Annotated in this window: 20 protein-coding genes; 12 read left to right on the top strand and 8 right to left on the bottom strand. The window is 73.5% G+C overall.

The annotated features are described in order from the left end of the window. Positions 1–342: 342 nt before the first annotated feature. The gene (locus tag ACFV6E_RS28595) at positions 343–2,217 is read left to right on the top strand and encodes an ABC transporter ATP-binding protein (protein WP_385465555.1); all 1,875 of its coding nucleotides are present in this window, start codon (positions 343–345) and stop codon (positions 2,215–2,217) included. Between the two features lie 39 nt (positions 2,218–2,256). On the opposite strand, the gene ACFV6E_RS28590 is transcribed toward ACFV6E_RS28595, so the two are convergent. Beyond that, a complete protein-coding gene (locus ACFV6E_RS28590; RefSeq protein WP_385465499.1) occupies positions 2,257–2,868 on the bottom strand; it encodes a hypothetical protein in 612 nt (203 codons plus the stop codon). Positions 2,869–2,995: 127 nt separating this feature from the next. Here ACFV6E_RS28590 and ACFV6E_RS28585 point away from each other — a divergent pair, with 127 nt between their 5' ends. Continuing rightward, positions 2,996–3,532, top strand: a complete 537-nt coding sequence (locus ACFV6E_RS28585; RefSeq protein ID WP_385172396.1) for a MarR family winged helix-turn-helix transcriptional regulator — start codon at positions 2,996–2,998, stop codon at positions 3,530–3,532. A 24-nt stretch (positions 3,533–3,556) separates the two neighbouring features. Here ACFV6E_RS28585 and ACFV6E_RS28580 read toward each other — a convergent pair whose 3' ends face one another. Further along, positions 3,557–4,303 carry a DUF4142 domain-containing protein gene (locus tag ACFV6E_RS28580; protein ID WP_385172394.1) on the bottom strand — a complete coding sequence of 249 codons (747 nt, stop codon included), beginning with the start codon at positions 4,301–4,303 and terminating at the stop codon, positions 3,557–3,559. 233 nt (positions 4,304–4,536) lie between these two features. Here ACFV6E_RS28580 and ACFV6E_RS28575 point away from each other — a divergent pair, with 233 nt between their 5' ends. The 3 genes from ACFV6E_RS28575 to ACFV6E_RS28565 all read left to right on the top strand — a co-directional run bounded on the left by ACFV6E_RS28575 (position 4,537) and on the right by ACFV6E_RS28565 (position 8,810). Further along, the gene (locus tag ACFV6E_RS28575; protein WP_385465497.1) at positions 4,537–5,685 is read left to right on the top strand and encodes a hypothetical protein; all 1,149 of its coding nucleotides are present in this window, start codon (positions 4,537–4,539) and stop codon (positions 5,683–5,685) included. 106 nt (positions 5,686–5,791) lie between these two features. Beyond that, positions 5,792–7,336, top strand: a complete 1,545-nt coding sequence (locus ACFV6E_RS28570) for an NAD(P)-binding domain-containing protein (protein ID WP_385465494.1) — start codon at positions 5,792–5,794, stop codon at positions 7,334–7,336. After that, positions 7,329–8,810: a class I adenylate-forming enzyme family protein gene (locus tag ACFV6E_RS28565; protein ID WP_385172385.1), complete on the top strand. Its 1,482-nt coding sequence runs from the start codon at positions 7,329–7,331 to the stop codon at positions 8,808–8,810. The genes ACFV6E_RS28570 and ACFV6E_RS28565 overlap by 8 nt, the downstream gene beginning before the upstream one ends. 51 nt (positions 8,811–8,861) lie before the next feature. Here the strand turns inward: ACFV6E_RS28565 and ACFV6E_RS28560 are convergent, their stop codons facing one another. Genes ACFV6E_RS28560 through ACFV6E_RS28545 form a run of 4 tightly spaced genes read right to left on the bottom strand, consistent with a single transcriptional unit; the run spans position 8,862 to position 14,197 of the window. Further along, positions 8,862–10,136, bottom strand: coding sequence for a cation:proton antiporter (locus ACFV6E_RS28560; RefSeq protein WP_385172382.1), 1,275 nt, complete (start codon positions 10,134–10,136; stop codon positions 8,862–8,864). Next, a complete protein-coding gene (locus tag ACFV6E_RS28555; protein ID WP_385465491.1) occupies positions 10,136–11,542 on the bottom strand; it encodes a cytochrome P450 in 1,407 nt (468 codons plus the stop codon). The genes ACFV6E_RS28560 and ACFV6E_RS28555 overlap by 1 nt, the downstream gene beginning before the upstream one ends. Before the next feature lie 10 nt (positions 11,543–11,552). Continuing rightward, positions 11,553–12,623: an alpha-hydroxy acid oxidase gene (locus ACFV6E_RS28550; protein WP_385465488.1), complete on the bottom strand. Its 1,071-nt coding sequence runs from the start codon at positions 12,621–12,623 to the stop codon at positions 11,553–11,555. Beyond that, entirely contained in the window at positions 12,620–14,197 is a 1,578-nt protein-coding gene (locus ACFV6E_RS28545) for an FAD-dependent oxidoreductase (protein WP_385465485.1), read from the bottom strand. Before ACFV6E_RS28545 ends, ACFV6E_RS28550 begins: the two co-directional genes overlap by 4 nt. Positions 14,198–14,259: 62 nt before the next feature. Here ACFV6E_RS28545 and ACFV6E_RS28540 point away from each other — a divergent pair, with 62 nt between their 5' ends. Then, positions 14,260–15,882 (top strand): aromatic amino acid ammonia-lyase, encoded by a 1,623-nt coding sequence (locus ACFV6E_RS28540; protein ID WP_385465482.1) that lies wholly within the window; start codon positions 14,260–14,262, stop codon positions 15,880–15,882. A gap of 140 nt (positions 15,883–16,022) precedes the next feature. Here ACFV6E_RS28540 and ACFV6E_RS28535 read toward each other — a convergent pair whose 3' ends face one another. Further along, positions 16,023–17,294: a sensor histidine kinase gene (locus tag ACFV6E_RS28535; protein WP_385465479.1), complete on the bottom strand. Its 1,272-nt coding sequence runs from the start codon at positions 17,292–17,294 to the stop codon at positions 16,023–16,025. Next, positions 17,291–17,956 carry a response regulator transcription factor gene (locus ACFV6E_RS28530; protein WP_385465476.1) on the bottom strand — a complete coding sequence of 222 codons (666 nt, stop codon included), beginning with the start codon at positions 17,954–17,956 and terminating at the stop codon, positions 17,291–17,293. The genes ACFV6E_RS28535 and ACFV6E_RS28530 overlap by 4 nt, the downstream gene beginning before the upstream one ends. Positions 17,957–18,270: 314 nt before the next feature. On the opposite strand from ACFV6E_RS28530, the gene ACFV6E_RS28525 reads away from it, so the two are divergent. The 6 genes from ACFV6E_RS28525 (at position 18,271) to ACFV6E_RS28500 (ending at position 25,868) form a co-directional block, all read left to right on the top strand. Then, positions 18,271–19,092: a helix-turn-helix domain-containing protein gene (locus tag ACFV6E_RS28525; RefSeq protein WP_385465473.1), complete on the top strand. Its 822-nt coding sequence runs from the start codon at positions 18,271–18,273 to the stop codon at positions 19,090–19,092. Then, positions 19,089–19,274 (top strand): DUF397 domain-containing protein, encoded by a 186-nt coding sequence (locus ACFV6E_RS28520; protein ID WP_385176095.1) that lies wholly within the window; start codon positions 19,089–19,091, stop codon positions 19,272–19,274. Before ACFV6E_RS28525 ends, ACFV6E_RS28520 begins: the two co-directional genes overlap by 4 nt. Before the next feature lie 690 nt (positions 19,275–19,964). Further along, entirely contained in the window at positions 19,965–22,721 is a 2,757-nt protein-coding gene (locus ACFV6E_RS28515) for an AAA family ATPase (protein ID WP_385465470.1), read from the top strand. A 92-nt stretch (positions 22,722–22,813) separates the two neighbouring features. Then, entirely contained in the window at positions 22,814–23,545 is a 732-nt protein-coding gene (locus ACFV6E_RS28510; RefSeq protein ID WP_385465467.1) for an alpha/beta fold hydrolase, read from the top strand. Between the two features lie 186 nt (positions 23,546–23,731). Further along, a complete protein-coding gene (locus ACFV6E_RS28505; RefSeq protein WP_385465464.1) occupies positions 23,732–24,985 on the top strand; it encodes an extracellular solute-binding protein in 1,254 nt (417 codons plus the stop codon). Then, a complete protein-coding gene (locus ACFV6E_RS28500) occupies positions 24,957–25,868 on the top strand; it encodes a carbohydrate ABC transporter permease (protein ID WP_385176083.1) in 912 nt (303 codons plus the stop codon). Before ACFV6E_RS28505 ends, ACFV6E_RS28500 begins: the two co-directional genes overlap by 29 nt. Positions 25,869–25,873: the final 5 nt, after the last annotated feature.

The following is a 25,873-nucleotide window of genomic DNA, read 5'->3' as shown; positions in this document are numbered from 1 at the left end:
TGCGGGTGTGCGGCGAAGGTCAGTGGAGACGGGCCGGGGTGGCGTGGCGCCGCCCGGGTCCGCGGGCGCGAGGCCAGGGCGGGTGGGCGCGGGCCGGGGTGCCGTCGTGCCGGCCGGCTCGGCGGGCGTGGGGCGAAGGCCGGCGGGCGTGGGTGTGCGGCGAAGGCCAGTGGAGACGGGCCGGGGTGGCGTGGCGCCGCCCGGGTCCGCGGGCGCGAGGCCAGGGCCGGTGGGCGCGGGCCTGGGCGCCGTCGCGCCGTCCGGATCCGCGGGCGCGGGGCAAAGACTTCGCCGGGCATTGACCTCAAGCTTGGTCGAGGTCCTAGCGTCGGGGCCATGAGCATGGAAACCACGGCCTGGACCCAGTTGCACAGCGTCATGAACGCGCAGGACACCCGGCGCCGCCCCCTCGCCCGCGCGACGCTGCGCCGCATCGCCGTCTTCGCCCGCCCGCACCGCCGCCAGATCATCCGGTTCGTGCTGGTCAGCGTGGTGACCGCGCTGCTGGCCGTGGCCACGCCCGTGCTCGCGGGGCGCGTCGTGGACGCGATCGTGTCGGGCGGCGACGAGCGGACGGTCGTACGGCTCGCCGTGCTCATCGCCGTCATCGCTCTCGCCGAGGCGGCGCTCGGCATCGTCGGCCGCTGGCTCTCCTCGACGCTGGGCGAGGGGCTCATCCTGGATCTGCGCACCGCTGTCTTCGATCATGTGCAGCGCATGCCGGTCGCGTTCTTCACACGTACTCGTACGGGGGCGCTCGTCAGTCGTCTCAACAACGACGTGATCGGCGCCCAGCGGGCCTTCAGCAACACCCTGTCCGGAGTCGTCGCCAACCTCGTCACGCTGCTGCTGACCCTCGCCGTGATGCTCACGCTCTCCTGGCAGATCACCCTGCTCGCGCTGGTGCTGCTGCCGGTCTTCGTGCTGCCCGCCCGCCGCATGGGCCGGCGGATGGCGAGGCTCCAGCGCGAGGCGGCCGACCTCAACGCCGCGATGGGCACCCGGATGACCGAGCGATTCTCCGCGCCGGGCGCCACGCTCGTGAAGCTCTTCGGCCGGCCCGGGGACGAGTCCGCCGAGTTCGCGGTGCGCGCCCGGCGGGTGCGGGACATCGGCGTGCGGACGGCGCTCGCGCAGTCCGCGTTCATCACCGCGCTGACCCTGGTGTCGGCGCTCGCGCTGGCCCTCGTCTACGGGCTCGGCGGCTGGTTCGCGCTGCGCGGCAGCCTGGAGGCGGGCGCCGTCGTCTCCCTCGCCCTGCTGCTGACCCGGCTCTACGCGCCGCTCACCTCGCTCGCCGGCGCCCGCGTCGAGGTGATGAGCGCCCTGGTCAGCTTCGAGCGGGTCTTCGAGGTGCTCGACCTGGAACCGCTCATCGAGGAGAAGACCGACGCGCGCGAGGTGCCGGAAGGGCCGGTGTCCGTGGAGTTCGAGGACGTCCGGTTCGGCTACCCGTCCGCCGACAAGGTCTCCCTCGCCTCCCTCGAAGAGGTCGCCGCCCTCGACACGCGGGGCGGCGCCGAGGTCCTGCACGGCGTCTCCTTCCGCGCCGAACCCGGCCGCACCGTCGCACTCGTCGGCTCCTCAGGCGCGGGCAAGTCGACCATCGCGCAACTGCTGCCGAGGCTGTACGACGCCGACGCGGGCGTCATCCGCATCGGCGGCGTCGATGTCCGCGAGCTGACCGCCGCGTCACTGCGAGCGACCCTCGGCATGGTCACCCAGGACGGGCACCTGTTCCACGACTCGGTCCGCGCCAACCTGCTGCTCGCCCGGCCGGAAGCCACCGAGGACGACCTCTGGGACGTCCTGCGCCGGGCCCGCCTCGACGACCTCGTACGGTCCCTGCCGGACGGCCTGGACACGGTGGTCGGCGAACGCGGCTACCGGCTCTCCGGCGGTGAACGCCAGCGCATGACCATCGCCCGGCTGCTCCTGGCCCGCCAGCGCGTCGTCATCCTCGACGAGGCCACCGCCCACCTGGACAACACCTCCGAGGCGGCCGTGCAGGAGGCGCTCGCCGAGGCGCTGGAGGGCCGGACGGCCGTCGTCATCGCCCACCGGCTGTCCACCGTGCGGGCCGCCGACCTGATCCTCGTGGTCGAGGCGGGCCGCATCGTCGAACGGGGCACGCACGAGGAACTGCTCACGACGGGCGGACGGTACGCGGAGCTGTACCGGACGCAGTTCGCGACGGCGGGCGAAGCGGTGGTGTGAGCGGCGGCCCGTCCGTCCCGCCGCGGCCCGGCCGCCGCGCTATCCGAGCGCTTCGGGGCTCACCCCGGGAGCGGCCGAAGCGGACGGCTCCGAGACGGCGGAGCCGTCGGTCACGGCGGTCCCGTCCGTCACCGTGTTCTCCTCCGTCACCGCGTTCTCCCCGGTCACGGCGGCGCCGAGGGACGGATCGGTCGCCGTCGGCAGCGGGTCCGAGGCCTCCTCCACCTGCTGCACGGGGGTGCCGCCCGGCTGCTCGCCCGGCGCGCCCCCGCCGGACAGCACCGACCAGGTCCCCAGCGCCAGGGCCACCACGGCGGCCGCCCCGGCCACCCGGCCGACGCGCCGCAGCCGGGCCGGCCGGTCCAGCTCCCGCCAGTCCGGACCCGCCCAGGGGTCCTCCGGCTGCCACAGCTCGCCGACCGCCTCCGGACCGTCGTACGCCTCCGGACCGTCGTACGCCTCCGGGGACCCGGGGCGCAGCCCGGACACCCGTTCCCGCGCGGAGGGCTCACGGGGAGCGGGGGAGACACCGATGGCGTACTCGCTGTCGGTGAGGAACTTCTGCCAGACCTCGTCGCCCGCGGACAGCGCGCCGTCCTCGTCCCGCCAGTCCTCCGGTATGCCGTTGCCGTCCGGCCCTCTGCTGGTCACAGCAGTCTCATCCCCCTTGTGGTCCTGGTCGCGCACCAGGGCTCAGGGAACCGTACCAAGGTCATGACGCGACAAAATCCGGCCCGCTCGCGTGCGTGCGCCGCGAGCCCGGCCGTAGAAAGGACGCATGCCGGAGCGTGTGACCCCCGAGGGGGCCGAGGACGACGTCGACGCGGTGACCCGGGCGGTGCTGACCGCGTCCCGGCTGCTCGTGGCGGTCTCCGCACGCTCGCTCGCCGAGGTCGAGGAGGGCGTCACGCTCCCGCAGTTCCGGATGCTGGTGGTGCTGGCCACGCACGGGGCCACCAAGCTGGTCACGCTCGCCGAGCAGCTCCAGGTGGCGCCGTCCACCGCGATGCGGATGATCGACCGGCTGATCGCGGCGGGGCTCGCCGACCGGCACCTCAACCCCGGCAACCGCCGCGAGACGCTGCTCCAGCTCACGGACGAGGGGCGGCGCGCCGTCGAGGACGTCACCGCGCGGCGCCGCGCCGAGGTCGCCGCGATCGTGGAGCGGCTCGCCCCGGCGCAGCGGCTGGCGCTCATCGAGGCCCTCGCGGCCTTCAACGAGGCCGGCGCGGAGCCGCCCGCGCCGCTCCTGGACGACACGGAGCCGCACCCGCTGGGCTGGGTGGTGGACCTGCCGGTGGCCCGCGACGCCTGACGCGAGGGGACCACGGCGGCCCGGTCACTCGGTGGTGGAGCTCGCCGTCGGCGTGGGAGACCTGGTCTGGACGTCCAGGTCGGGGCGCGGGGTCAGCGCGACCACCGGCGCACCCGGCTGCGGGGCCGGCGGCGTGAGCTGGTCGTCGGGCAGCTTGGGCGGGGTGGTCTGCTGGAAGTTGACCTGCTCGTAGTTGACCAGTCCGGTCTTCTCCAGAACCGTGATGTGGTCGAGCACGGTGTCGTTGGCCAGGTCGGCGAGCTGGCGCACCAGGGTGTTCTCCGTGCTGGCGCGGATCTTGGCGATCGCCGGGAAGATCTGGCCGTGCGTGATGCGCATGATGTTGACTGCGGTGGAGTCGAACTCCTTGCCGCTCTTGGAGTCCACGGTCTGCACGAACTGCTGCTGCTGCGGCGTCGCCTGGTTGGGCAGGGTGATGTCGAGCCGGGGCGCGATCGCCCGGCAGAGCTGGTCGAGCCCGGCGTGCCCGACGATCAGGTGCGCGCCGGCCTCCTTCATCTCCGCCGTCGTGCCCCGCTTCATCGCCAGCTCGCCCAGCGGGTACTCCCACAGCCCGGCCGAGCGCACCTTCACCACGAAGTCGCGGTCGGCCTCGGTCAGCGGCCCGAACTGGGTGTTCGCGATGACCCGGGAGGTGTTCGTCGCGGTGTTCTGCACACCGAGCATCGCGGGATAGGCGAGCGCACCCAGGGTCAGAGCCAGCGCCCCGCCCACGAATACGGTCCCGGCGGTGCGGCGGGGGATGGGCACGGTGCCTCCTGGATGTCGGTGCGTTCGCTGCCAGGAGGTACGGACGGGGCGGCCCGTTTCATCATTGCACTGGGTAAATCTTGCACATGGCTGTGTGTTCCCTGTCACACCGGCGGGCGCGTTCGCCGGTGCGACAGGGGCGGCGGCGGTGAGCGTGATCCGTACGTGATCGGCGTCCCGTAGCCTCCGCTTCCATCGGGGGCCCACGGGGGTGGGCAGGACGGGGGAAACACATGACCCAGCGACGGCGCGCGGCGGTACCGGCACTGATCGGCGGACTGGTGCTCACGGCACTGCTGTGGTGGGCGGGGGCGAGCGCGCACGCGCTGCAACTGCCGGGCGCCACCTCGGTGTTCGGCACCCGCACCGCGGAGATCGGACGCTGGCTCACTCCATGGTCGTACGACCACCCGGGCTCGGCGCAGTACGCGGCGGGCGGGGTGAGCGGGACCGGCACCGACTACCGCGAGCTGTACGAGACCGCGCTCCAGATCCGGTACTGCACGGTCTTCGCCCTCTTCGTGGCCGGGGCGTTCTTCCTGCTGCGGTGGCTGCCGCCGGTGCGCGGCCGGACGATGGCCGCGCTGCTCGCGGTGTGGACCTGGGGCCTGGTGGCCGGAACCCTGGCGGTGACCGTCTCCGCGCCCTGGCTGATCGCCTCGCAGGGCCGCGGCAGTTACCGCTTCCTGCCGCAGCTCGCCTCGGCGATCTCCGGCGGGCGGCAGATCCTGGTGGTGACCGCGCTGGCCGCGGCGGCGGTGACGGTGCTCGTGGCCCGGGTCGCCGTCAAGGGCGAGGAGCCGCCGCCGCGCCGGACCGTCCCGGCCCGCGCCGCCCGCCTCGCCGCCACCGCCGGGACCCTGATGACCGCGGTTTCCCTGGTGGTCCTCTCCCACCAGTCGGTCGCCGCCGCCCTCCAGACGGCGCCGCTGGGCACCGGCCGGTTCGACGAACCGGGGGAGCTGCTGCGCCAGTGGCTGCTGCTCGGCGCCTGGACGACGCCGACGGCCGACGGGTTCGGCGACTGGCTGCTGTACCGCGCCGCCGACGTGCTGCTGCTCGTCGTCGTGTGGTGGGCGCTGCGCCTGCTTCCCGGACTGCTCGTCCGGGCCACCGTCCCGGCGCTGGCGGTCTGCGGGGTCTGCGCGACCGTCCTCGGGCTGCTGGCGAGCCAGGCGCTGCGGATGGTGATCGAGGAGGCGCGGCTCGGCTCGGACCTGCTCTACCTCACCGCAGGGCTCGGCGGCGGCGTCACCGCCGCCCTGGTCTGGGGCCTGGCGGCGGGCGCCGTGACCGCCGTGACGCTGCGGTTGACGGCCGGCCGCGCGGAGCCGGCCGCCGCCACGACCGCCGACGCCGACGAGGCACCCGCCCGGCCCTGAGCGCCCTGAGCCCTGCGAGCGTCCTGAGCAGGCACGCCCCCGGGCCTTTCCGGGTGCGCGCCGTAATCTCAGAGCCTTCTGATTTCGCGTCGTTAGCGTCCGGCCCATGGTGCGCGATTACCTGATCATCGGGGCCGGACCGGCCGGACTTCAGCTCGCCGCTCTGCTGGAACGCGAGGGACGCGACTACGTCGTCCTGGAGCGCGGGAGCGGCCCGGGGACGTTCTTCACCCAGTACCCCCGGCATCGACAGTTGATATCGATCAACAAGGTGAACACCGGATACACCGACGCGGAGCTCGCCCTCCGCATGGACTGGAACTCGCTGCTCAGCGACGACCCGGAGCTGCTGCTCACCCGCTACACCGACGAGTACTTCCCGCGCGCCGACGACCTGGTGCGCTATCTCGCCGACTACGCGGACCGCACCGGCGCCCGCGTCAGGTACGGCACGGAGGTCGTCCGGGTCTCCCGTGCGGAGGACGGCTTCGACGTCCTCGACGACAGCGGGCGGACCTGGCGGGCGCGGCGCCTGGTGGTGGCGACCGGCGTCTCCCGGCTCAACGTACCGCCCATCCCGGGCATCGAACTCGCCGAGCGCTACGACGACTTCGACACCGACCCGGCCTCCTTCACCAACCAGCGGGTGCTGATCGTCGGCAAGGGCAACTCCGCGTTCGAGACCGCCGACTCCCTGCTGCACAAGGCCGCCGTCATCCACGTCGCGGGACCGCACTCGCTCAAGATGGCCTGGAAGACGCACTTCGTCGGGCACCTGCGCGCGGTGAACAACAACTTCCTGGACAGCTACCAGCTCAAGTCGCAGAACGCGGTCCTCGACGGCACCGTGGAGAGCGTCGAGAAGGAGCACGACGGCGGCTACCGGGTGGTCTTTCGCTACGCCAGGACCGTGGAACGGCTCCGCGAACTGCGCTACGACCGGATCATCCTGGCCGCCGGCTTCCGCTTCGACGCCTCCGTCTTCGACGAGAGCTGCCGCCCCGCGCTCGTCATCGACGACCGGTTCCCGGAGCAGAGCTCCGCCTTCGAGTCGGTGAACGTGCCGGACCTGTACTTCGCCGGCACGCTGACCCAGCAGCGGGACTTCAAGAAGTCCACCAACGGCTTCATCCACGGCTTCCGCTACGGAGCGCGCGCCCTGCACCGTATCCTCGGCGCCCGCTACCACGACGCGCCCTGGCCGGAGCATCCGGTCGCCGCGGAGCCGGACGCGATCGCCGACGCCGTCGTCGCCCGCGTCAACCGCTCGTCCGGCCTGTGGCAGCAGTTCGCCTTCCTCGGGGACGTCGTGGAGGTGGACGGGGACCGGGCCACGTACCGGGAGGAGGTGCCGCTCGCCTACATCGCCGACGGCCATCTCGGCCCCGCCGCGCACCGGTTCGTCGTGGACCTGGAGTACGGGCCCGACCACGACCACGTCGACCCCTTCGACGCCACCGTGGAGCGGGTCGCCGAGAACGACGCCGAGCACGCCATGGACTCCACCTATCTCCATCCCGTCGTACGCCACTACCGAGACGGCGTCCTGGCCGGCACCCACCACCTGGCGGAGAACCTGGAGAACGACTGGGACATCCCGGCCGTCCACCAGCAGCCGCTCAGCGCGTTCGTGAAGTCCTGCCTTGGCTGAGCAGTTCCCCGGCGGCGTCCTGGACCTCCTCGCCGCGGCCGGTGACCGCCCGGTGTTCGAGCACGCCGACCGGGCGGTCACCGGGTCACAGCTCCTCGCGCTGGTACGGCGGGTCACGGCCGGGCTGCGGCAGCGGGGCGTCGGGCCCGGCGACGGCGTGGCGCTGCTGCTCGGCGTCAGCCCCGAGGCGTTCGCCGCGGTGATCGCGGCCCACACCGTCGGCGCCCGGGTCGTCGGCGTACGTCCCGGCCTGACCGAGCGCCAGCGCGCACACCTCCTCGCGGACACGGCGTTCACGGTCACCGATGCCACCGACGGCACGGACACGGCGTCCACGGTCACCGATGCCACCGGCGGCACGGGACGGCAGACCGGGGTCCTCGCGCTCGACGACCTGCTGGCCACCGCCGACGACGGGATCCGCCCGCCGGTGTCGGCCAGGCCGCAGGACGTCGCCCGGCTCATCCACACCAGCGGCAGCACCGGCGTCCCCAAGGCGTGCGCCCAGACCTACGCGGCGATGACCGCCGCCTGGGCGCTCCGCCCGGAGGCCTGGCCGCCCGCGATCCGTGAACTCGCCGCCCGCCTGGACCGGTTCCTCGTCTTCGGCACCCTGGCGAGCCAGGTGATGCTGGAGTACGGGCTGCTGACGCTCGCCGCGGGCGGCACCCTCGTCACCGCCGACCCGCCGGCGTTCCCGGACGCCCTCGTGCGCCACCGGGCGACCGCGAGCGTCATCACGGTCGCCCGGCTGACGCGGCTCGTGGCGAGCCAGCGCGAGTCCCCCGTGGACCTCGGCTCCCTGCGCGCGCTGATGGTGTCCGGGTCCCCGCTGGACCCGGGGCGGCTGCGCGAGGCCGCCGACGTGCTCGGACCCGTTGTCTTCCACGGGTACGGCCAGACCGAGACCGGCATGATCTCCATGGCCGTGCCGGGGGAGGTTCCGGGTTCGCTGGGTGTGCCGCCCGTCGACCTGGAGGTGCGGGACGCCTCCGGCCGCCCCCTGCCGCCGGGCAGCGACGGCGAACTGTTCGTCCGCACCCCGGGGCAGGCGTCCGGCTACTGGGGCGAACCCGGCCTCACCGCCGAGGTGTTCACCGACGGCTGGGTCCGCACCCGCGACCTCGGGCGGCTCGACACCGAGGGCCGCCTGTGGCTCACCGGCCGGACCCGCGACGTGATCATCGTCAACGCCGACGTCCACTACGCCGGGCCCATCGAGCGGCTCCTCGCCACCCACCCCGCGGTGGCGGAGGCGTACGTCGTCGCCGTCCCGGACGACACCACCGGCGAGGCCGTGCACGCCTTCGTGGTACCCGCCGGCGGTCAGGCCCCGGAACTCGGCGCCCTGCGCGCCCTGGTGACGGCGGACCTCGGCGAGGCATCCGCCCCCACCAGCCTCACCGTCATCGCCGAGGCCCCCCTCACCCCGGCAGGCAAGCCGGACAGACGCCGCCTGGCGAAGGGCGGTTGACGGCGGACACGGCAGGGCCCCCTCGGCACGTGCCGAGGGGGCCCTGCCGTGTTACTCGACCTCCGCCGCGACGGCCGCCGGCGGCCGGTCCTGTGCCTGCTCCCCCCGTCGCCGCTCACGCCGGTCGATCAGGGCGAGCAGGGGGGTCGCCATCACGGTGGTGACGATGGCGACCACGACCAGGGCGCTGAACATCGCCTGGGTCACGATGCCCGCCGCCAGGCCGAGGTTGAGGGCGATGAGCTGCATCAGGCCCCGGGCGTTCATCAGGGCTCCGACCCGCAGCGCGACCGGGTTCGGCTCTCCGGCGGCGCGGGCGGCCAGCCAGCAGGCGCCGAACTTGCCGATGACGGCGGCCAGTACGCACCCCGCGGTGAACAGCAGCACCGGGCCCGAGCCCAGCATCGTGAAGTCCGTGTTCAGCCCCGAGTAGGTGAAGAACAGCGGCAGGAACACCCGGCCCACCGGCTGGAGCGTCTCCACCGTGCGGTCGAGCTGCTGCGAACGCGGGAAGACCAGGCCCAGGCAGAAGGCGCCGAACACCGCGTACAGACCGACCTCGTCGGTGTACCAGGCCACCAGGAACAGCACGCCGACCAGGGAGAGGAGCAGGCTCTCCGGCGCGGCCCGCTCGGCCAGCAGGACCGTACGCTGCCGTACGCGCACCATCACCGCCAGCACCACGATCAGCCCGAAGCCGCCCGCGACGGCCAGCGACACCAGACCCGCGCTGCCGCCCGCGATGCTGAACACCCCCGCGAGCAGGATCCACGCCACCGCGTCGTCGACGGCGCCGGCCCCCAGCGAGAGCGATCCGTGCCGGGTGCCCGCCAGGTTCTGCTCCGCGATGATCCGGGCCAGCATCGGGAACGCGGTCACCGCCAGCGCCACCCCGACGAACAGCGCCGACACCGTCAGCGACACGTCCGGGGCCAGGGCGCCGGTCCGCTCGCCCGCGATGACGATCAGCAGGATGCCGAGCACCACCGGCACCACCACACCGGCCGCGGAGACAAGCCCGGCGGGCCGGGCGACCCCGCGCAGCCGGTCGACGCTGAAGTCCCAGCCGACGTGGAACATGAACGCGACGAGGCCGATCTGCCCCACCACGTAGAGGATCGGGCGCAGGTCCTGCGGGAAGAGGCCCGACTCGACGCCCGGCAGCAGGGCACCGAGCACCGAGGGGCCCAGGACGACACCGGCGAGCATCTCGCCGACCACGGGCGGCTGCCCGGCCATCTGCAACAGCCGGCTGACGGCCCGGCAGACGACCAGGATGACCACGACAGCAAGGAAGAACGCGGGGGCGAGGTCCGTAGGACTCATCAGCTCTTTCCTTCCGGGTGGGGGACCGGGCAGCGCCCGGCCGGATGCGGAGCGGATTCCGGCTGCTGTGCGAAGTAGCGGGTCGCCGGCGCCTGCCGGCGGGCGTGCAGCACCATGACCGTGCCGAGGACGAGCTGCCGCACGCCCCGCGTGACGTCCTCGACGCCGTCCCGCAGCCGGACGAACCGGCGCAGCGCGGCCAGGCGCCGTCCGGCGGGCAGGCCGCGCGGGATCAGCAGGCAGGGCGCGCGGTGCGGGTTGGAGCGGGTGTGCGAGGCCGTCGAGTCGAGCCGGAAGCGGTCCAGCACCTCGCGGACGGCGGCGCGCAGCACGAGCGGGGACAGCCGCCAGGCGGGGCAGGGACGGTTCGCCGCCACGCCGAACGGGATGTGGTGGGCGTCCTTGGCCGACAGGGTGCTCCAGCGGTCCGGGTCGAAGGCGTCGGGCCTGTCGTACCCGGTGGCGTGGTAGTCGGGATAGCTGAAGCAGACCACGGACCCGGGAGGCAGCGTGGTGTCCGCGTCGAGCGGGATCTCGCCCGTGGTGATGCGGTGCGCGATGCCGAACAGCGGATAAAGGCGCATCGTCTCGTCGAGGACGTGCGAGAGGTACCGGTCGTCCCCGGGATCCGCGGCCAGCCGCCGCTGCACCTCCGGGTGGCGGGCCAGCGCGAGCAGGACGTGCGCGGTCGCCTCGGAGAGCTGCACGACGGCCGTGTTGAACATCGTCCCCTGGAGATAGTGCACCTGCTCCGGCAGCGACAGCGAGGGCGGCAGCTCGTGCTTCACGTCCCCGGCCGCCACCCGCTCGCGCAGATACGCCGTCAGCCGCGCCCGGCGCCTCGGATGGCGCAGCCCGGTGCACTTCAGGGCGCTGATCACGTCCTCGGCGTGCGCGGTGATCAGCTCCCGGGCACGCGGCGGGCACGGCTCCTGGAACACCAGCTCGTAGGCGAACTCGGCCCACGCGGGCATCACCAGGTCGCGCAGCCGGACCAGGCTGATCCGGCCGGCGGGGAGGGTGTCCAGGACGCGGGCGACGGCGCGGCCCGCCGCCGCCGTGACGTCGGCCGAGGACCCGGCCAGGATGCGCCGCGTCGCCGCGGCCACCTCCTCGTAGCGCTCGCCCGGTTCCAGATGCTCCTGGTGCACCTCGGGCCCGGGGGAGAGCCAGTACCAGAACAGGTCGGACAGGCCCGCGCCCGCGCTGCGCCCGTCCGCGGCCGGATGGGCGTAGACCCGCTCGAACACCTCGGGTCCGTGCGCGGCGCCCGGCAGGGTCACCGCCCTGTCGCCGTTGACCTTCTCGAAGATGCGCACGCGCAGGGCCACCACACCGCGCGGCAGCCACCACGTGTCCTGCTTCGGGCCGCCGCTCACCACGTACCGCCCCTCGCCCCTGACCACCTACGGTCCCTCACCACGTACCGTCCTTCCGGACGACCATGTCCGTCGTCAGATCGGCGTTGCGGCGCCCGCCGCACAGGGCGAGCGTGTGGTCGTACGCGTCGCGCAGCGTGGCGAGGACCCGCCGGACCCCGGCCTCGCCCTCGGCGGCCAGGCCCCACGCCACCGGGCGTCCGACGCCGACGGCGCGCGCGCCGAGGGCGAGCGCGACAGCGATGTCACCACCCCGGCGCACCCCGCCGTCCAGCAGCACCGGAACCCGGTCCGCGACGGCCCCGGCGACCGCGGGCAGACAGTCCACGGCCGCCGGTACGGCGTCGCACTGGCGGCCCCCGTGGTTGGAGACGAGCACCCCGGCCGCGCCGTGCTCCACGGCCAGCCGCGCGTCCGCCGGGTGCAGAACCCCCTTCACCAGTACGGGAAGCGAGGTCATGCGGGTGATACCGGCGAAGTCCCGCCAGGTCACCGCCGGGGACATGGGGATGTCGGTGAGGCCGCCGGGCGGCGCCCCCGGCAGGTCGCGCATGTTCTCGGCGGCGTAGCCGGGCGGCAGATCGGTGAACCCGTTGCGCAGGTCCCGGGTGTGCCGGCCGAACACCGGCGAGTCGACGGTGACCACCAGCGCCGTGCAGCGCGCCCCCTCCGCGCGCCGCACGAGCGCCTCGGTGACCTCCGGCCGGGGGTGCGGATAGAGCTGGAACCACACCGCCGGATCGGGGGCCGCCTCGCGGGCCGCCGCGACGACCTCGGCGACCGCCGTCGTCGCGGCCGTCCCCGTCACCAGGACGGCGCCCTCGGCCGCGGCGGCCCGCGCCGTGGCCCGCTCGCCGTCGGGATGCAGCAGCCGGTGGAACGCGGTCGGCGCGACGAACACCGGCGATGCCCGCGGCGCGCCCGGCAGGTCGACGGCGGTGTCCCGCCGCTCGGCGCCGCTCAGTACCCGGGGCAGCAGCGCATACCGGTCGAACGCCGCCTCGTTCGCGGCCACGACACGTTCCTCGCCCGCCCCGCCCGCCACGTAGTCGTAGTGGGCGGGATCCAGCGACTGCCGTGCCTTGTCGTGCAGTTCGCGAAGGGTCACGGTGCCACCGGGGCGCCCGTGTCACGGCGGGCGGTGAGGAACGCGCGCAGCGGGGCGCGGTGGACCTCCTCGCTGTCCCACTCGTTCTCCAGGTTCTCCGTCAGGTGGTGCTCGGCGACGAAGCCGCCGCCCTGGTACCAGCGGACGACCGGATGCAGATAGCGGCCGTCGAGACCGGCCACGTCCTGCTGTGACTTGCGGCCCGCGGTGACGTCGAAGGGATCCACCTTGTCGTGGTCCTCGCCGTACTCCAGGGTGATCACCGCGTGCGCGGCCACCGCGCCGAACTCCCCGGCGCGCACGGTGTCCGGGACGTGGCCGACGGGCACCTCCTCGGCGTAGCGCAGGGAGCCGTCCGGGCCGAGCAGCAGCAGATCGCCGAGGACGCCGAACTGCTGCCACAGCGCGGAGGACCGGTTGACGCGCGTGATCACCGCGTCGACGGCCCGCTCCGTGGCGTCCCCCAGCTCCGTCACCGGCCACGCCTCGCCGTGGTGCCGCTGCCGCAGCGTCCGGTACAGCGAGCGGACCGTGTACCGGAACCCGTGGATGAAACCGGTCGTGGCCTTCTTGAAGTGCGGGCCCTGCATCAGCGTCCCGGCGAAGTACAGACCGGGTACGTTCACCGACTCGCCGGCCGGTGTCAGGTCCGGGAAACGGCCGTCGACCACGAGGTCGGGCCGGCAGGTGTCGTCGAAGAACGACGCGTCGAACCGGAAACCGGCGGCGACGATCACCCGGTCGTAGTGCAGATCCTTGACGACCTCGTTCACCCGCTCGAAGGCGACGGGCACGGCGAAGCCGTCGCCCTCCCGGCGGATCTCCACGACCCGGCCGTCCAGCAGCGCGTTCTGCGACTTGAGCTGGTAGCTGTCCAGGAAGTTGTTGTTCACCGCGCGCAGATGGCCGACGTAATGCGTGCGCCAGGCCAGTTGCAGCGAGCCGGAGCCGACGACGTGGATGACCGCCGCGTTCTCCATCAGGCCGTCGGCCGTCTCGAAGGCGGAGTTGCCGCGCCCGATGACCAGCACCCGCTGACCGGTGAAGGACTCCGGGTCGGGGTCGAACGAGACGTAGTTCTCGGCGAGTTCGATGCCGGGGATGTCCGGCACGTTCGGCAGCGAGACCCCGGTGGCGACCACCAGACGCCGGGCCTGCCAGGTCTCCCCGTGCTCTGCGGTGACGGTGAAACTCCCGTCCGCGTCGCGGGAGACGCCCGTCACGGCGGTGTCGTACCGCACCCGCGCCCCGGTCCGCTTCGCGAAGTCCGCCAGATAGCGGACTAGGTCGTCGGCCGGCGGGAAGTAGCGCGGGCTGTACCGGGTGAACAGCAGCTCCGGATCGTCGCTCAGGATGGAGTTCCAGTCCATCCGCAGCCGCAGCTCCGGGTCGTCGTACCCGGTGTGCACCTTGTTGATCGAGATGAGTTGGCGGTGCCGGGGGAACCGCGTGAAGAACGCGCCGGGTACGCTGCCGCGTTCCAGGACCACGTAGTCCGCACCGTCACGCTCCAGTGAGGCGGCGAGCTGTAGTCCCGCGGGCCCCGCTCCGATGATCAGGTAGTCGTGCGCCATGGCCCGGAAGCTATCCACCGGTTTTCAGAGCGCTCTGAGATTCCCCGCCTACGTTCGCGAGGGTGCTCACCACCACGGACACCACCCCGGACACGCCCACGGACGGCATCACGCTCACCGGCCCCCTGGACACGGCCGACCTGCGCCGCGCCGCCGCACCGCTCACCGTCTTGGTGGACGACGAGGCCCGTACGCGCGTCGGCCGCGGCCGGAGCTTCTTCCACGCCCTGCGGCACGGCGAAGGCGCCGGGGAGCGCAGGATCTACGGCGCCGACACCGGCTTCGGCGCGCTCGTCGGGTACGCGGGGCGGGCCGACGAGGCCGACCAGTGCGACAACACCCTGGCGCACCTCGGCGCGGGCCAGGGCCCCGACCTGCCCCAGGAGATCGTGCGCGGCGCCCTGCTGCTGCGCACCCGGTCCCTCGCCCAGGGCTACTCGGGGGTGTCCGCCGAGGTCGTCGACCGGCTCGCCGCGATGTTCGCCACGACGTTCTCGCCCGCCGTCCCCCGCTACGGCTCCGTCGGCGCGAGCGGCGACCTGATCCCGCTCGCCTACGCCACCCAGGCGCTGCGCGGCCGCGGCCACGCCTACCTGGACGGCCACCGCCTGCCCGCCGCCGACGCGCTGACCGCCGCCGGGCTCACCCCGCTCGCCCTGGACGGCCGCGACGCCCTCGCCCTCGTCAACGGAACCTCCGTCACCACCGCCGCCCTGGCCCTGGCCCACGACACCGTCCGCGCCGCGCACCGTTCGCTCACCGCCCTGACCTGCCTGCTGGCGGACCTCCTCGGCTGCGACCCCGGCTTCCTCGACGAGGACCTGCTGCGCGCCTACGGCCACCCCGGCGCCATCGACGTCGGCGCGCGCATGCGGTACACGCTCACCGGCCTGACGCCCTCCGGCACCCGGCCGCTCCAGGAGCCGTACAGCATCCGCTGCGCCCCGCAGCTGCTCGGCGCGGCGGAGGACGCGCTGCGCTACGTGGACGGCGTGGTCGCCGCGGACCTGGCCGGGGTCACCGACAACCCGCTGTTCTTCCCCGGCGACGACCTCGGCGACGGCGGCGGGGGCGGGGTCTGCGAGAGCGACGGCGACGGGGGTTTCGCGGCCGGTGACGGGGGTCTCGCGGACGGCCGTGCCTGCGCGGGCAAGGTGGTGCACGGCGGGAACTTCTTCGGGCAGCCCGCCGCGTTCGCCGCCGACCTGCTCGCGAACGTCACCGCCCAGCTCGGCAACCTCGCCGAGCGTCAGCTCGACCTGCTGGTGGACCCGGCGCGCAACGGCGGGCTGCCGCCGATGCTCGCCACCGCGCCGGGCGCGCAACACGGCCTGCAAGGCGTGCAGTTGGCGACCACCGCGGTCGTCGCCGAGATCCGCCGCGCCGCCACCCCGGCCGGGATGCAGAGCCTGCCGACCAACCTGCACAACCAGGACGTCGTCCCGTTCGGCACCCAGGCCGCCCTGCGCTCCTACGACACGGCGGAACTGCTCGGCCTGCTCTGCGGTTCGCTCGCGCTCGGCCTGCGCCAGGCCGCGCACGTCGGCGCCCGCCGCCCCACCGCGTCCCGGTGCGGCGTACTCCTGGACGCCCTGACCGACGAGATCCCGCCCGTCGACCCGGACCGCCCACTGGACGCCGACGTGCGCGCCGCCGCGCAGCTGCTCACGGGCGACCTGCTGTGACCGGCGGGGCGGGCGCGGGCGCGGGCGGGACGGTCCCTGTCCCGCGCCCGCCACGGTCGCCGGTCACCGGACGTGGCCGGGCGCGCGGCGGTACGCACGTCGGCGTCCGTCGGGTCCGCCGGGTCTGTCCGGTTCGCCGGTCAGGGGTGGCCCGCCTCGACGGCGGGCTCGGGGGCCGCGGTCGGCGGGGTCCGCGCGGGCGGGGCCGCGCACTCCGGGAGCCGGATGGTGAACCGGGCGCCGCGTCCGGGATGGCCGGTGGCGGCCACCGTGCCGCGGTGGCTCGTGACGACCTCGCGCAGCAGCGCGAGCCCCAGCCCGTACCGGCCGCCGTCACCGCCCCGGTGGAACCGTTCGAACAGCCGGTCCGCCTCGGCCGGTTCGAAACCGGACCCGGTGTCCGCGACGGTCAGCGCGACCATGGCACCGGAGCGCGCGAGGGCCACCTCGATCCGCCCGTCCGCCGGGGTGTGGCTGATCGCGTTGGACAGCAGCTCACCGACCGCACGGCGCAGCGCCGACTCGATCCCGTCGACGAACAGCGACTGCGACGGCCCCTCCACACTGACGGTGAGACCGGCGTCCCGCGTACGGTCCGTCTCCTCGGCCACCACCGACCGGGCCAGCGCCACCAGATCCACCGGCCGGCGCTCCGCGGGACTGGCCGGTCCCCGCGCGAGACTCGCGGACAGCAGCAGGTCGTCCAGCACCTCGCCGAGCCGCCCCGCCGAACCGACCAGACGGGCCAGCCCCTCGCGGTGCGGGGCGGGCAACTCCTCGGCAGTCGCCTGCCGCGCCAGGAGCTGGGCCCGCGTGTACACCTGCGTGACCGGGGTGCGCAGCTCGTGACTGGCGTCCGTGACGAAGCGGCGCTGCCGGGTCAGCGCCTCCGCCAGCGGCGCCACCGACAGCCGCCCGAGGACCAGGCCGGTCACGGCCGCGGCGACCAGCCCCACCGCCTCGGCGACCCCCAGCGCGAACCACAGGTTGCGCCGGTCGGCGAGCTGGTAGCGCAGATCGAACACCGCCTGCACCACGGTCCCGTCCGCCCTGGCCCGCGTGCTCACCAGATAGACCGTGCCGTGCCGCCGTACGCTGCGCTCCACGGCGTCCTGGGTGCGGCGCACCTCGTCCACGTCCGCGCGCACCGGGAACCCGGCCGGGGCGTTCGCCAGCGGGGTCACACCGGGCGCGTACAGCCAGGTGCACACCGGGGGGCTCGACAGATCGCCGCGCGCCGCGCCGTACCGCAGCTCCCGCCACACCTGGTCGTTCTGCGCGTGGGTCATCACCGTGTCCGCGACACCGCCGACGACCGTGATCAGCAGCGTGATGATCGCGCCGGTGATCACCGCGATCCGCAGCCGCGCCCGGCGCACCACCGCCCACTCCGCGTACGCCGACGATCTCACAACGCCCCCAGGCGGTAGCCGAGTCCGCGTTCCGTGCGCACCACCTGCCGGCCGAGTTTGCGGCGCAGGTAGTAGACGTAGGTGTCGACGATGGACGTGGCGGGCGCCTCCTGGAACACCGTCCGGCGCAGCTCCGCCCGCGAGTACACGGTGTCGGGGCGCGAGGCGAGCACCCACAGCAGCGCGAACTCCCGCGCGGCGAGCGCGATCCGCTCGCCGCCGGCCAGCTCGACCTCGCGGTCACCGACGTGCAAGTGCGCCGCTCCGATTCTCAGCACGTCGGTGACGTCGAGCCCGCGTCGGCACAAGGCTCTTAATCGGGCGCTGAGTTCATCCAGCTCGAAGGGCTTGACGAGGTAGTCGTCCGCCCCCGCGTCGAGACCGTCGACCCGGTCGTGCAGGGTACCCATCGCCGTCAGCATCAGCACCGGCGTGCGCACCGCGCGGGACCGCAGCCGGCCCAGCAGATCGACGCCGTCCAGCCCCGGCAGCCGCCGGTCGACGACGAGCACGTCGTACCGCCGGGTGAGGCCGCGGTGCAGGCCCTGCTGGCCGTCGGTCGCGATGTCGACCGCGTACCCCTCGTCCCGCAGCACGCCGGAGAGCATGGTCGCCAGCTCCCGGTCGTCCTCTACCAGCAGCAGCCGCCAAGGATCACGCACCTGTTGTCGCGCCACTGTCCCTAACCCCTCACCCCCCGTGATGCCCGTCGACGCCCGTGCGTGACGCGGGATCCCCGGCCACACAGGGAGGGCGCGGCCGAACGCGGATTCGATCGGCGTGATCACGCTAGCGCGGCACCTCACAGGAATTCCCCAAGAAAGAGAACTGCGGTCCGTTTTCCGATTTGCGTCCGGGCCCGTACACGCCCATGTGTACGGGCCCGGACCGGACTCCGCACGTAACCGGGCCCGCCCGTCCGCCCGTTGTACGCACGTAAGGGCATGCCACACGTACGGCAAGGGGGTCGTGGTCCATGGTGAACAGAGCGGAACCCCAGGCGTCCGGCAGTCTCAGGGCGTTCGGTGCGGCACTGAAGGTGTTCAGGGAACGGTCCCTGCTCACCCAGGAACAACTCGCCGAACGGCTCAGCTACTCGCTCGCCTCGGTCGCCTCCGTCGAGCAGGGCAGGCGGATGCCGACCGCGCACTTCGTCGAGCGCGCGGAGGAGGTACTGGAGTCGTTCGGCGTGCTGCGGGCGGTGGCCCGGCACGTCGGCCGGCAGCGGGGACTGGCCGTCTGGTTCCGGGAGTGGGCACAACTGGAGGAGACGGCGGTCGGACTGAGCACCTATGAGTGCCGGGTGGTACCCGGACTGCTCCAGACCGAGGCGTACACCCGGGCGGTGATGCTCAACGTGCCGCCCCCGCCCACCGAGGAGCAGCTGACACAGCGGATGACCGCGCGGCGGGCCCGGCAGGAACTGCTGCACCGCGAGCCGCCGATCGCGTTCAGCTTCATCATCGAGGAGTCGGTACTGCTGCGGCACACGGGCGGGGAGGAGGTCACCCGGGAGCTGATCGACCATCTGCTGGAGTGCACGGAGTTGTGGAACGTGGAGCTTCAGATCATGCCTGTGCGGCAGCCGCATCATGCGGGGACGGATGGGCCGATGCGGCTTCTGGAGACACCGGAAAGGGAGTGGCTGGGCTACTCGGAGGGACAGAAGACCGGGCAACTCATCACCGACCGGGAAGCGGTCAGCGTCATGCAGATGCGCTGTGCCAAGATGCGCTCACAGGCCCTGTCCCCAGCGGACTCGGCGGAGTTGTTGCGGCGTATGCGAGGAGCGCTATGAGCGGCGTGAGCGAACTGGACTGGTTCAAGAGCAGCTACAGCGGGTCCGAAGGTGACGATTGCGTGGAGGTTGCGCACGGCCCCGGGGTGGTCAATGTGCGTGACTCCAAGGCCGAGGAAGGACCGCGGTTCGCCGTCTCCCCGTCGGCCTGGGGTGACTTCCTCGGACACCTCGCCGACTGAGGCGTACTGAGGCGTACCGAGGTGTCAGCCTCGGTTCGTCAGGTCCGTCGTGATGTGCAGGCGGATGTACGTGTCGGCCCGCCGAGGTCGCCGGACCGACGCGGGTCGGTCCGTCGGCGGCTTCCCCGAGCCGGGCGACGGCCGGGGGAGGGAGTCGGCACAGGCCGTGGTGCGCGGCCCCGGCGACGGTCGCCCGGGTGGCGAAGACCAGACCGTCCTGCTCGGTCCGGGTGTCCGCGCAGGACGCCCCCGACCTCGCCATCCAGGAGAAAACGGCCGGCGCGGTCGCGCCCACCGGGTCGGGCGAGCCGCCGAGCCGTGCCCGCGCCGCCCGGTCCGGTACCGACCGGGTCCGGTACCGCCCGGTCCCGTATCGCCCGTCACCTCCCGGTATCCCTTGCGTTCCTTCTCCGCCGCCGTCCTCGCCACGTACGCGGTGGCCTCCTCCGGCGTGGCGGACTCCTTCACCTGGGTCCGCCCCCGTCGCGCAGACCCGGCCCTCACCCCTGTCGACCCTCCGGATCCGGCCCGGCCGTCAGGGCCGGGACCGCCCCGACCCCCTGACCTGGGGATCCGTCGTCCGAGTGCACGCAGGGAACAGTTAGGGTGCACGGAGGGGCAAACGACCATCAGCGGCGTCGACGGAGACCGGCCGTGGCAGGTGAGCGCGGACGGAGCGGGTTGCGGGAGATGTCAGGAGCAGGCGGTCCGCTGTCCCGTAGCGGTCTGCGCGGCCGGGAGGCCGAGCTGGCGGAGCTGGCGGAGCTGATCGCCTCCGTGGCCCGTACCGGAAGCGGCGGACTGGCCCTCGTCCGGGGCGAACCGGGCATAGGCAAGAGCACGCTGCTCGCCGAAGCGGTCGCCCAGGCACGGGCGGCGGGCTACTCGGCCGGCGCCGGCAAGGCCGACGAACTGCATCACATCGTGCCGCTCTCGTCGCTGGCGGCCTGCGTCCTGCACGGCGACCGGCCGCTGCTGTCCGGCGACGCCTTCGCCGATCTGGCCCGCCACCACGACCAGCGGATCTGGCTGGTGGAGCGGCTGGCGGAGGTGATCGAGGCCAGGGCCGGGAGCGTGCCGGTGCTGATCGCCCTGGACGACGTGCAGTGGGCCGACCCGCTGAGCCGGTTCGCCCTGCAACAGCTCCCGGCCCGGCTGCGGACCTCGCCGGTGCTGTGGCTGCTGGCCGGACGGCGCGAACCCGCGGGGCCCGCGGAGGAGATCGTCGCCGCCGCGACCGGCCACCTCCCGGCGACCACCGTGTCCCTGGGGCCGCTGTCCGGTACCGCCATCGCCCAACTGGCCGGTGACACCCTCGGAGCGGCCGTCGACGCACGCGTACGTGACCTGCTCGACGGAGCGGGCGGCAACCCGTTCCTGGCCGTCGAGATGCTCGCGGGACTGCGGACCGCCGGACGCGCCGGTACCCCGGACGACCTCGTGCCCCAGGGGCTCGTGGTCGGCGTACGGGGCAGGCTCAAGTCCCTGGACCCCGGCACCCTGCGCTTCCTCCAGATGGGAGCGGTCCTGGGCCGCCGTTTCGGCTTCCACGACGCCGCCGCGCTCTGCGGCGTTCCGGCCGCCGCACTGATCCCGGCGCTCGAGGAGGCCGTGCGCGCCGGACTCCTGGACGACGACGGCGACCACCTGGTCTTCCGGCACGACCTGCTGCGTCAGGCCGTCTACGCGGACATCCCGCCGTCCGCCCGAAAGGCGCTGCACCGGGAGGCCGCCCGCGGGCTCGTCACCGGCGGCGGCCGGGCGGTCGACGCGGTGCCGCACCTCCTCAGGGGAGCGCTGCCAGGGGACGAGGAGGCCGTCGAGCTGCTGCGGCAGGCCGCCGACGCCGTACTGCCGGTCACCCCCGGCCTCGCGGCCGACCTGATGACGCGCGCCCTGGAGCTCGTACCGTCGGCGCGTCCGCTGCGGTTCGCCGTGGGCGAGCAGGCGGTCCACTGTCTGACCCGGGCCGGGCGGAACCGCGAGGCCCTGGCGACGGGGGACCGGCTGCTCGCCGACCGGCCGCCGCCGGAGGAGTTCGGACGGTTGCAGGCCGCCGTCGGCGGAACGCTGTGGTCCATGGACCTCGCCGGCGAACTGCGCCGCCGCGCCGAAGCCGCCCTCGCCCTGGGAGGCGCCGCCCCGGAGACCGAGGCGCGGCTCGCCGGACTGCGTGCCCTGGCGATGTCCCGGGAGCACGATCTGGTCGCCGCGCGGGAGACCGGGGAGAGCGCGCTGCGCGCCGCCACCGCCGTCGGCGACCGGGAGGCGCACGTCCTGGCGCTGTCCGGGCTCGGCGAGATCGCGCAGAACGCGGGGGAGAACGCGATCGCGCTGGAACGCTTCGCCGCACTGAGCGCCATCGACGCCGCCTTCCTGCCCGAGGAGATCGTCGCGCACCTGCACATGGACGACTTCGAGGCCGGCGAACGGCTGCTCGGCCGGGCGACGGACGCCGGGGCGACCCGTCAGGCGATGCTGCTGTGGGCCCAGGGCCAGCACGACTGGGGGCTCGGGCGGCTCGACGACGCCGACGCCGACTTCGTGACCATGGAGCGACTGGAGGACGAGGTACGGGTCTGCGTGCAGCAGGTGAACGGGCGCGTGATCCGCTCCCGGATCGCCCTGCTGCGCGGCGACCGGGACGGCGCGCGGGACCACCTGGCCGCGGCGCGGGAACGGCTCGACGCCAAACCGAACCCGGGCAACACCGCAGCCGTACGTTTCCTGGAAGCCCTGCACGCCGAGGCCGACGGCGACACCGGCCTCGCCGTCGACAGGATCCGGCACGTGCAGCGGGAGGGGGCCTTCATGCGCTGGCGGCTGCTGCGCGACTCGGCCGGCTCCGCGGTGCGCATCGCCCTCGGCGGCGCGGCGCCCGAGCTCGCCGAGGACCTGGCCGCACAGGCGGAGGCGCACGCCGGACGCAACCCCGCCGTGCCGACCGCCGGCGGTGTCGCGGCCCAGGCCCGCGGGCTCGTGCGGAACGATCCGGTCACCCTCGCGCACGCCGTGGAACTGCTCGGCGCGAGCCCCCGCCCGCTGGTCCGGGCCGCCGCCCACGCGGATCTCGGCCGGGCACTGCTGGCCGCCGGCCGGGAACGGCAGGCGGTGGCCGCGCTGACGTACGCCCGTGACGCGTTCGCCGGGTCGGGCGCGCACGCCGAGGCGGCACGCCTGCGGCGCGCGCTGGAGGGTGCGGGGGCCCCTGGCGGTCGCGGTGCGGCGGCCGCACCGCGCCCCGTGCAGGGCTGGGGAGCGCTCACCCCCTCGGAGAGGAAGATCGCGCGCCTGGTCGCCCAGGGGCACACCAACCGGTCGGCCGCGGACCTGCTCGTCGTCTCCCCGCACACGGTCAACACCCACCTGACGTCCGTCTTCCGCAAGCTGTCGGTGAACTCCCGGGTCCAGCTCGCCAACCTGGTCATGGGCCTGCCCGACGACTGAGCGCGGCGCGGGTTGGTACGTTCACGCGATGCCGCGGCACGACCGGACGCGGTTGTCTGGGTCCTCGCCCAGTCAGCCGGAGGTCACCGGAAATGCACGGACCCAGCCCCGTACCGCCGACCGTCGTGCTGGTGCACGGTGCGTTCGCGGACGCCTCGTCGTGGGCGGGCGTCACCGGTTTCCTGCACGCCGCCGGACTGGCCGTGCGCGCCCCGGCGAACCCGCTGCGGGGACTGGCGCAGGACGCCGCCTGCGTCGGGAGCGCGGTGCGTGACCTCGGCGTCCCCGTGGTGCTGGTCGGCCACGACTACGGCGGCTCGGTCATCACCCAGGCCGCCGCCGACGCCGACAACGTCGTGGCGCTGTGCTACGTCGCGGCGTTCGGGCCCGACGCGGGCGAATGCGTCCTCGACGTCATGGACCGCTTCGCGCCCACGCCGGTGGCCGGCGCGACCGTCACCGCCGCCCTCCCCGCCCCGGCCGGCGGCGGCCGGGACCGGGAGCTGTACATCCGCAGGGAACGCTTCCCGCAGGTGTACGCCGCCGATCTGCCGCCCGCCGCGGGCAAGGTGCTGTCCGTGACGCAGCGCCCGATCGCCTGCACCGCCCTGACCGGCAGGTCGGGCCCGCCGGCCTGGGCGTCCAGACCGTCCTGGTACGCCATCGCGACCGCCGACCGGATGCTCAGCCCCACCGCCCAGCGCTTCATGGCCCAGCGCATGGCGGCCACCGAACACGTACTGGACGCCTCCCACGCCGTCGTACGGTCGCAGCCGGGCGCCGTCGCGGCGATGATCCGGGAGGCGGCCGGGCGGGGACGGTGACCGAGGAGGCGAGGCGGCCGGGCGGGGACGGTGACCGAGGAGGCGAGGCGGCCGGGCGGGGACGGTGACCGGAGCGGCGCCGACCACCCACGACGGGGCGCGAGTGCCGGTGCGTAAGATCCAACCAGGGCGACGGCACCCACCCACCCACCCACACAACCGACAGTCACTCGTTGAGGCACCAGCATGATTCCACCGGTCCGAAAACCGGCGCGGCGCATCGCCGCCCGCCTGACCGGGATCATGGCGCTGGTCCTGGCCATGACCGGGTGCGCCGGAGGCACCGGCGCGGGATCCGGCACCGGTGACGTCACCTCCATCACCGTGCTCGACTACTACACCGACCGGTCCGAGCACACCCAGTGGGGCGACATGCTCACCGCCTGCGGCAGGACCGCCGGGGTCCGGGTCGAGCAGACCAGCGTGCCGCCGGCCGCGCTCGTCCCCAGGGTTCTGCGGCAGGCGTCGTCCCGGACCCTGCCCGACCTGCTGATGCTGGACAACGCCGACGTGCAGCAGATCGCGCGGAGCGGCGCGCTGACCCCGCTGGACCGGTACGGCATCGACACCAGCGGCTTCGGCAAGGGCATCCTCTCGGCGGGCACGTACCGCGGAAAGGTGTACGGCCTCGCGCCCTACGTCAGCACGGTCGCCCTCTTCTACAACAAGGACATGCTCGCCGACGCGGGCGTCGCCGTACCGAGGACCTGGGACGAACTGAAGACCGCGGCGGCCGCGCTGACCGGTTCCGGGCACTACGGCATGGCGGTCGACGCGAGCGCCACCTTCGAGAGCAGCTGGCAGTACCTGCCCTTCCTGTGGTCCAACGGGGGACAGGAGAAGCGGCTGGACAGCCCGCAGGCCGTACAGGCGCTCCAGCTCTGGGTCGACCTGGTGGAGAGCGGATCCATGTCGAAGTCGGTGCTGAACTGGACGCAGGCCGACGTCCACGACCAGTTCGCCGCCGGCCGGACCGCTATGATGATCAACGGTCCCTGGCGGATCGCCGCCCTGGACAAGGACGAGAAACTGCACTGGGGGGTGGCGTCCGTGCCGGTCCCCCGGGCCGGGCAGAGCGCGATCACGCCGCTCGGCGGTGAGGTGTGGACCGTCCCGCAGAGCCCGTCCACGGCCCGGCAGAAGAAGGCCGCCGAGGTCCTCGCCTGCCTGAACACGTCCTCCAACATGCTCACCCTGGCCGAGCAGCACTTCACCGTGCCCTCCCGCGCCTCGGTCGCCGCCCGGTACGCCGAGGAGAACCCGTCGATGGCCGTCTTCGCCAAGAGCGTGGCGACGGCGCGGATCCGTACCGGCGAACTCGGCGTCAGGTGGCCCAAGGCCGCGACCGGTATCTACACCGCCATCCAGTCGGCACTGACGGGGGAGCAGACGGCGAAGGAAGCCCTCAGGCATGCGCAGCGCATCGCGACCGGTGACTGAGTCCACGGGGAAGCGACTGGCCCAGTGGGCCTTCGTCGTGCCCGCCGCGGCGTACCTGCTGCTGTTCTTCGGCTACCCGGTCGTCCAGAACGTCGTGATGAGCTTCCAGCGGTACACGACCACGACTTTTTACACGGGCGAGGCCCCGTTCGCCGGGCTCGGGAACTACTCGGCGGTCCTCGCCTCGGCCGCGTTCTCCAGAGCCGTGGTGGTCACCGCCCTGTTCACCGCCGGTTCGATCGCCGGGCAGTTCGTGCTCGGGCTGGCCCTGGCGCTGTTCTTCCGGCGCCGCTTCCCGCTCGGCGGCGTCCTGCGCGCCCTGCTTCTGCTGCCGTGGCTGCTGCCGCTGGTCGTCTCCGGCACCACGTGGAAATGGATGCTCGACCCCGACACGGGAGTCGTCAACACGGTGCTGCGCGCTCTCCATCTGTCGTCGGACGGCGTCCCCTGGCTGACCGGCACCTCACAGGCGCTGGTGTCGGTGATCCTGATCAACGTCTGGGTCGGCATCCCCTTCAACACCACGATCCTGTACGGCGGCCTCCAGGACATCCCCCCGCACCTGTACGAGGCCGCGCAGCTCGACGGCGCGGGACCCGTGCGGTCGTTCCGCCACATCACCTGGCCACTGCTGCGGCCCGTGGCGGGCGTCGTCCTGGTGCTGGACGTGATCTACACGGTCAAGGTGCTCGACATCATCCTCGTGGTGACGGGCGGCGGACCCGCGGGCGCCACACAGACCCTCGCTGCCCAGGCGTACGCGCTCTCCTTCGAGCAGTTCGAGTTCGGGCGCGGTGCCGTGCTGAGCAATGTGCTCATCGTCGTCTCGCTCGCGGCCGCCCTGATCCACCTCCGCGCCCAGCGCCGCGCGCGGACCTTCTGAGAGGC

It is taken from the genome of Streptomyces sp. NPDC059785 (assembly GCF_042732375.1).
GTDB lineage: Bacteria > Actinomycetota > Actinomycetes > Streptomycetales > Streptomycetaceae > Streptomyces.
This window is presented reverse-complemented; position numbering and strand designations above follow the sequence as displayed.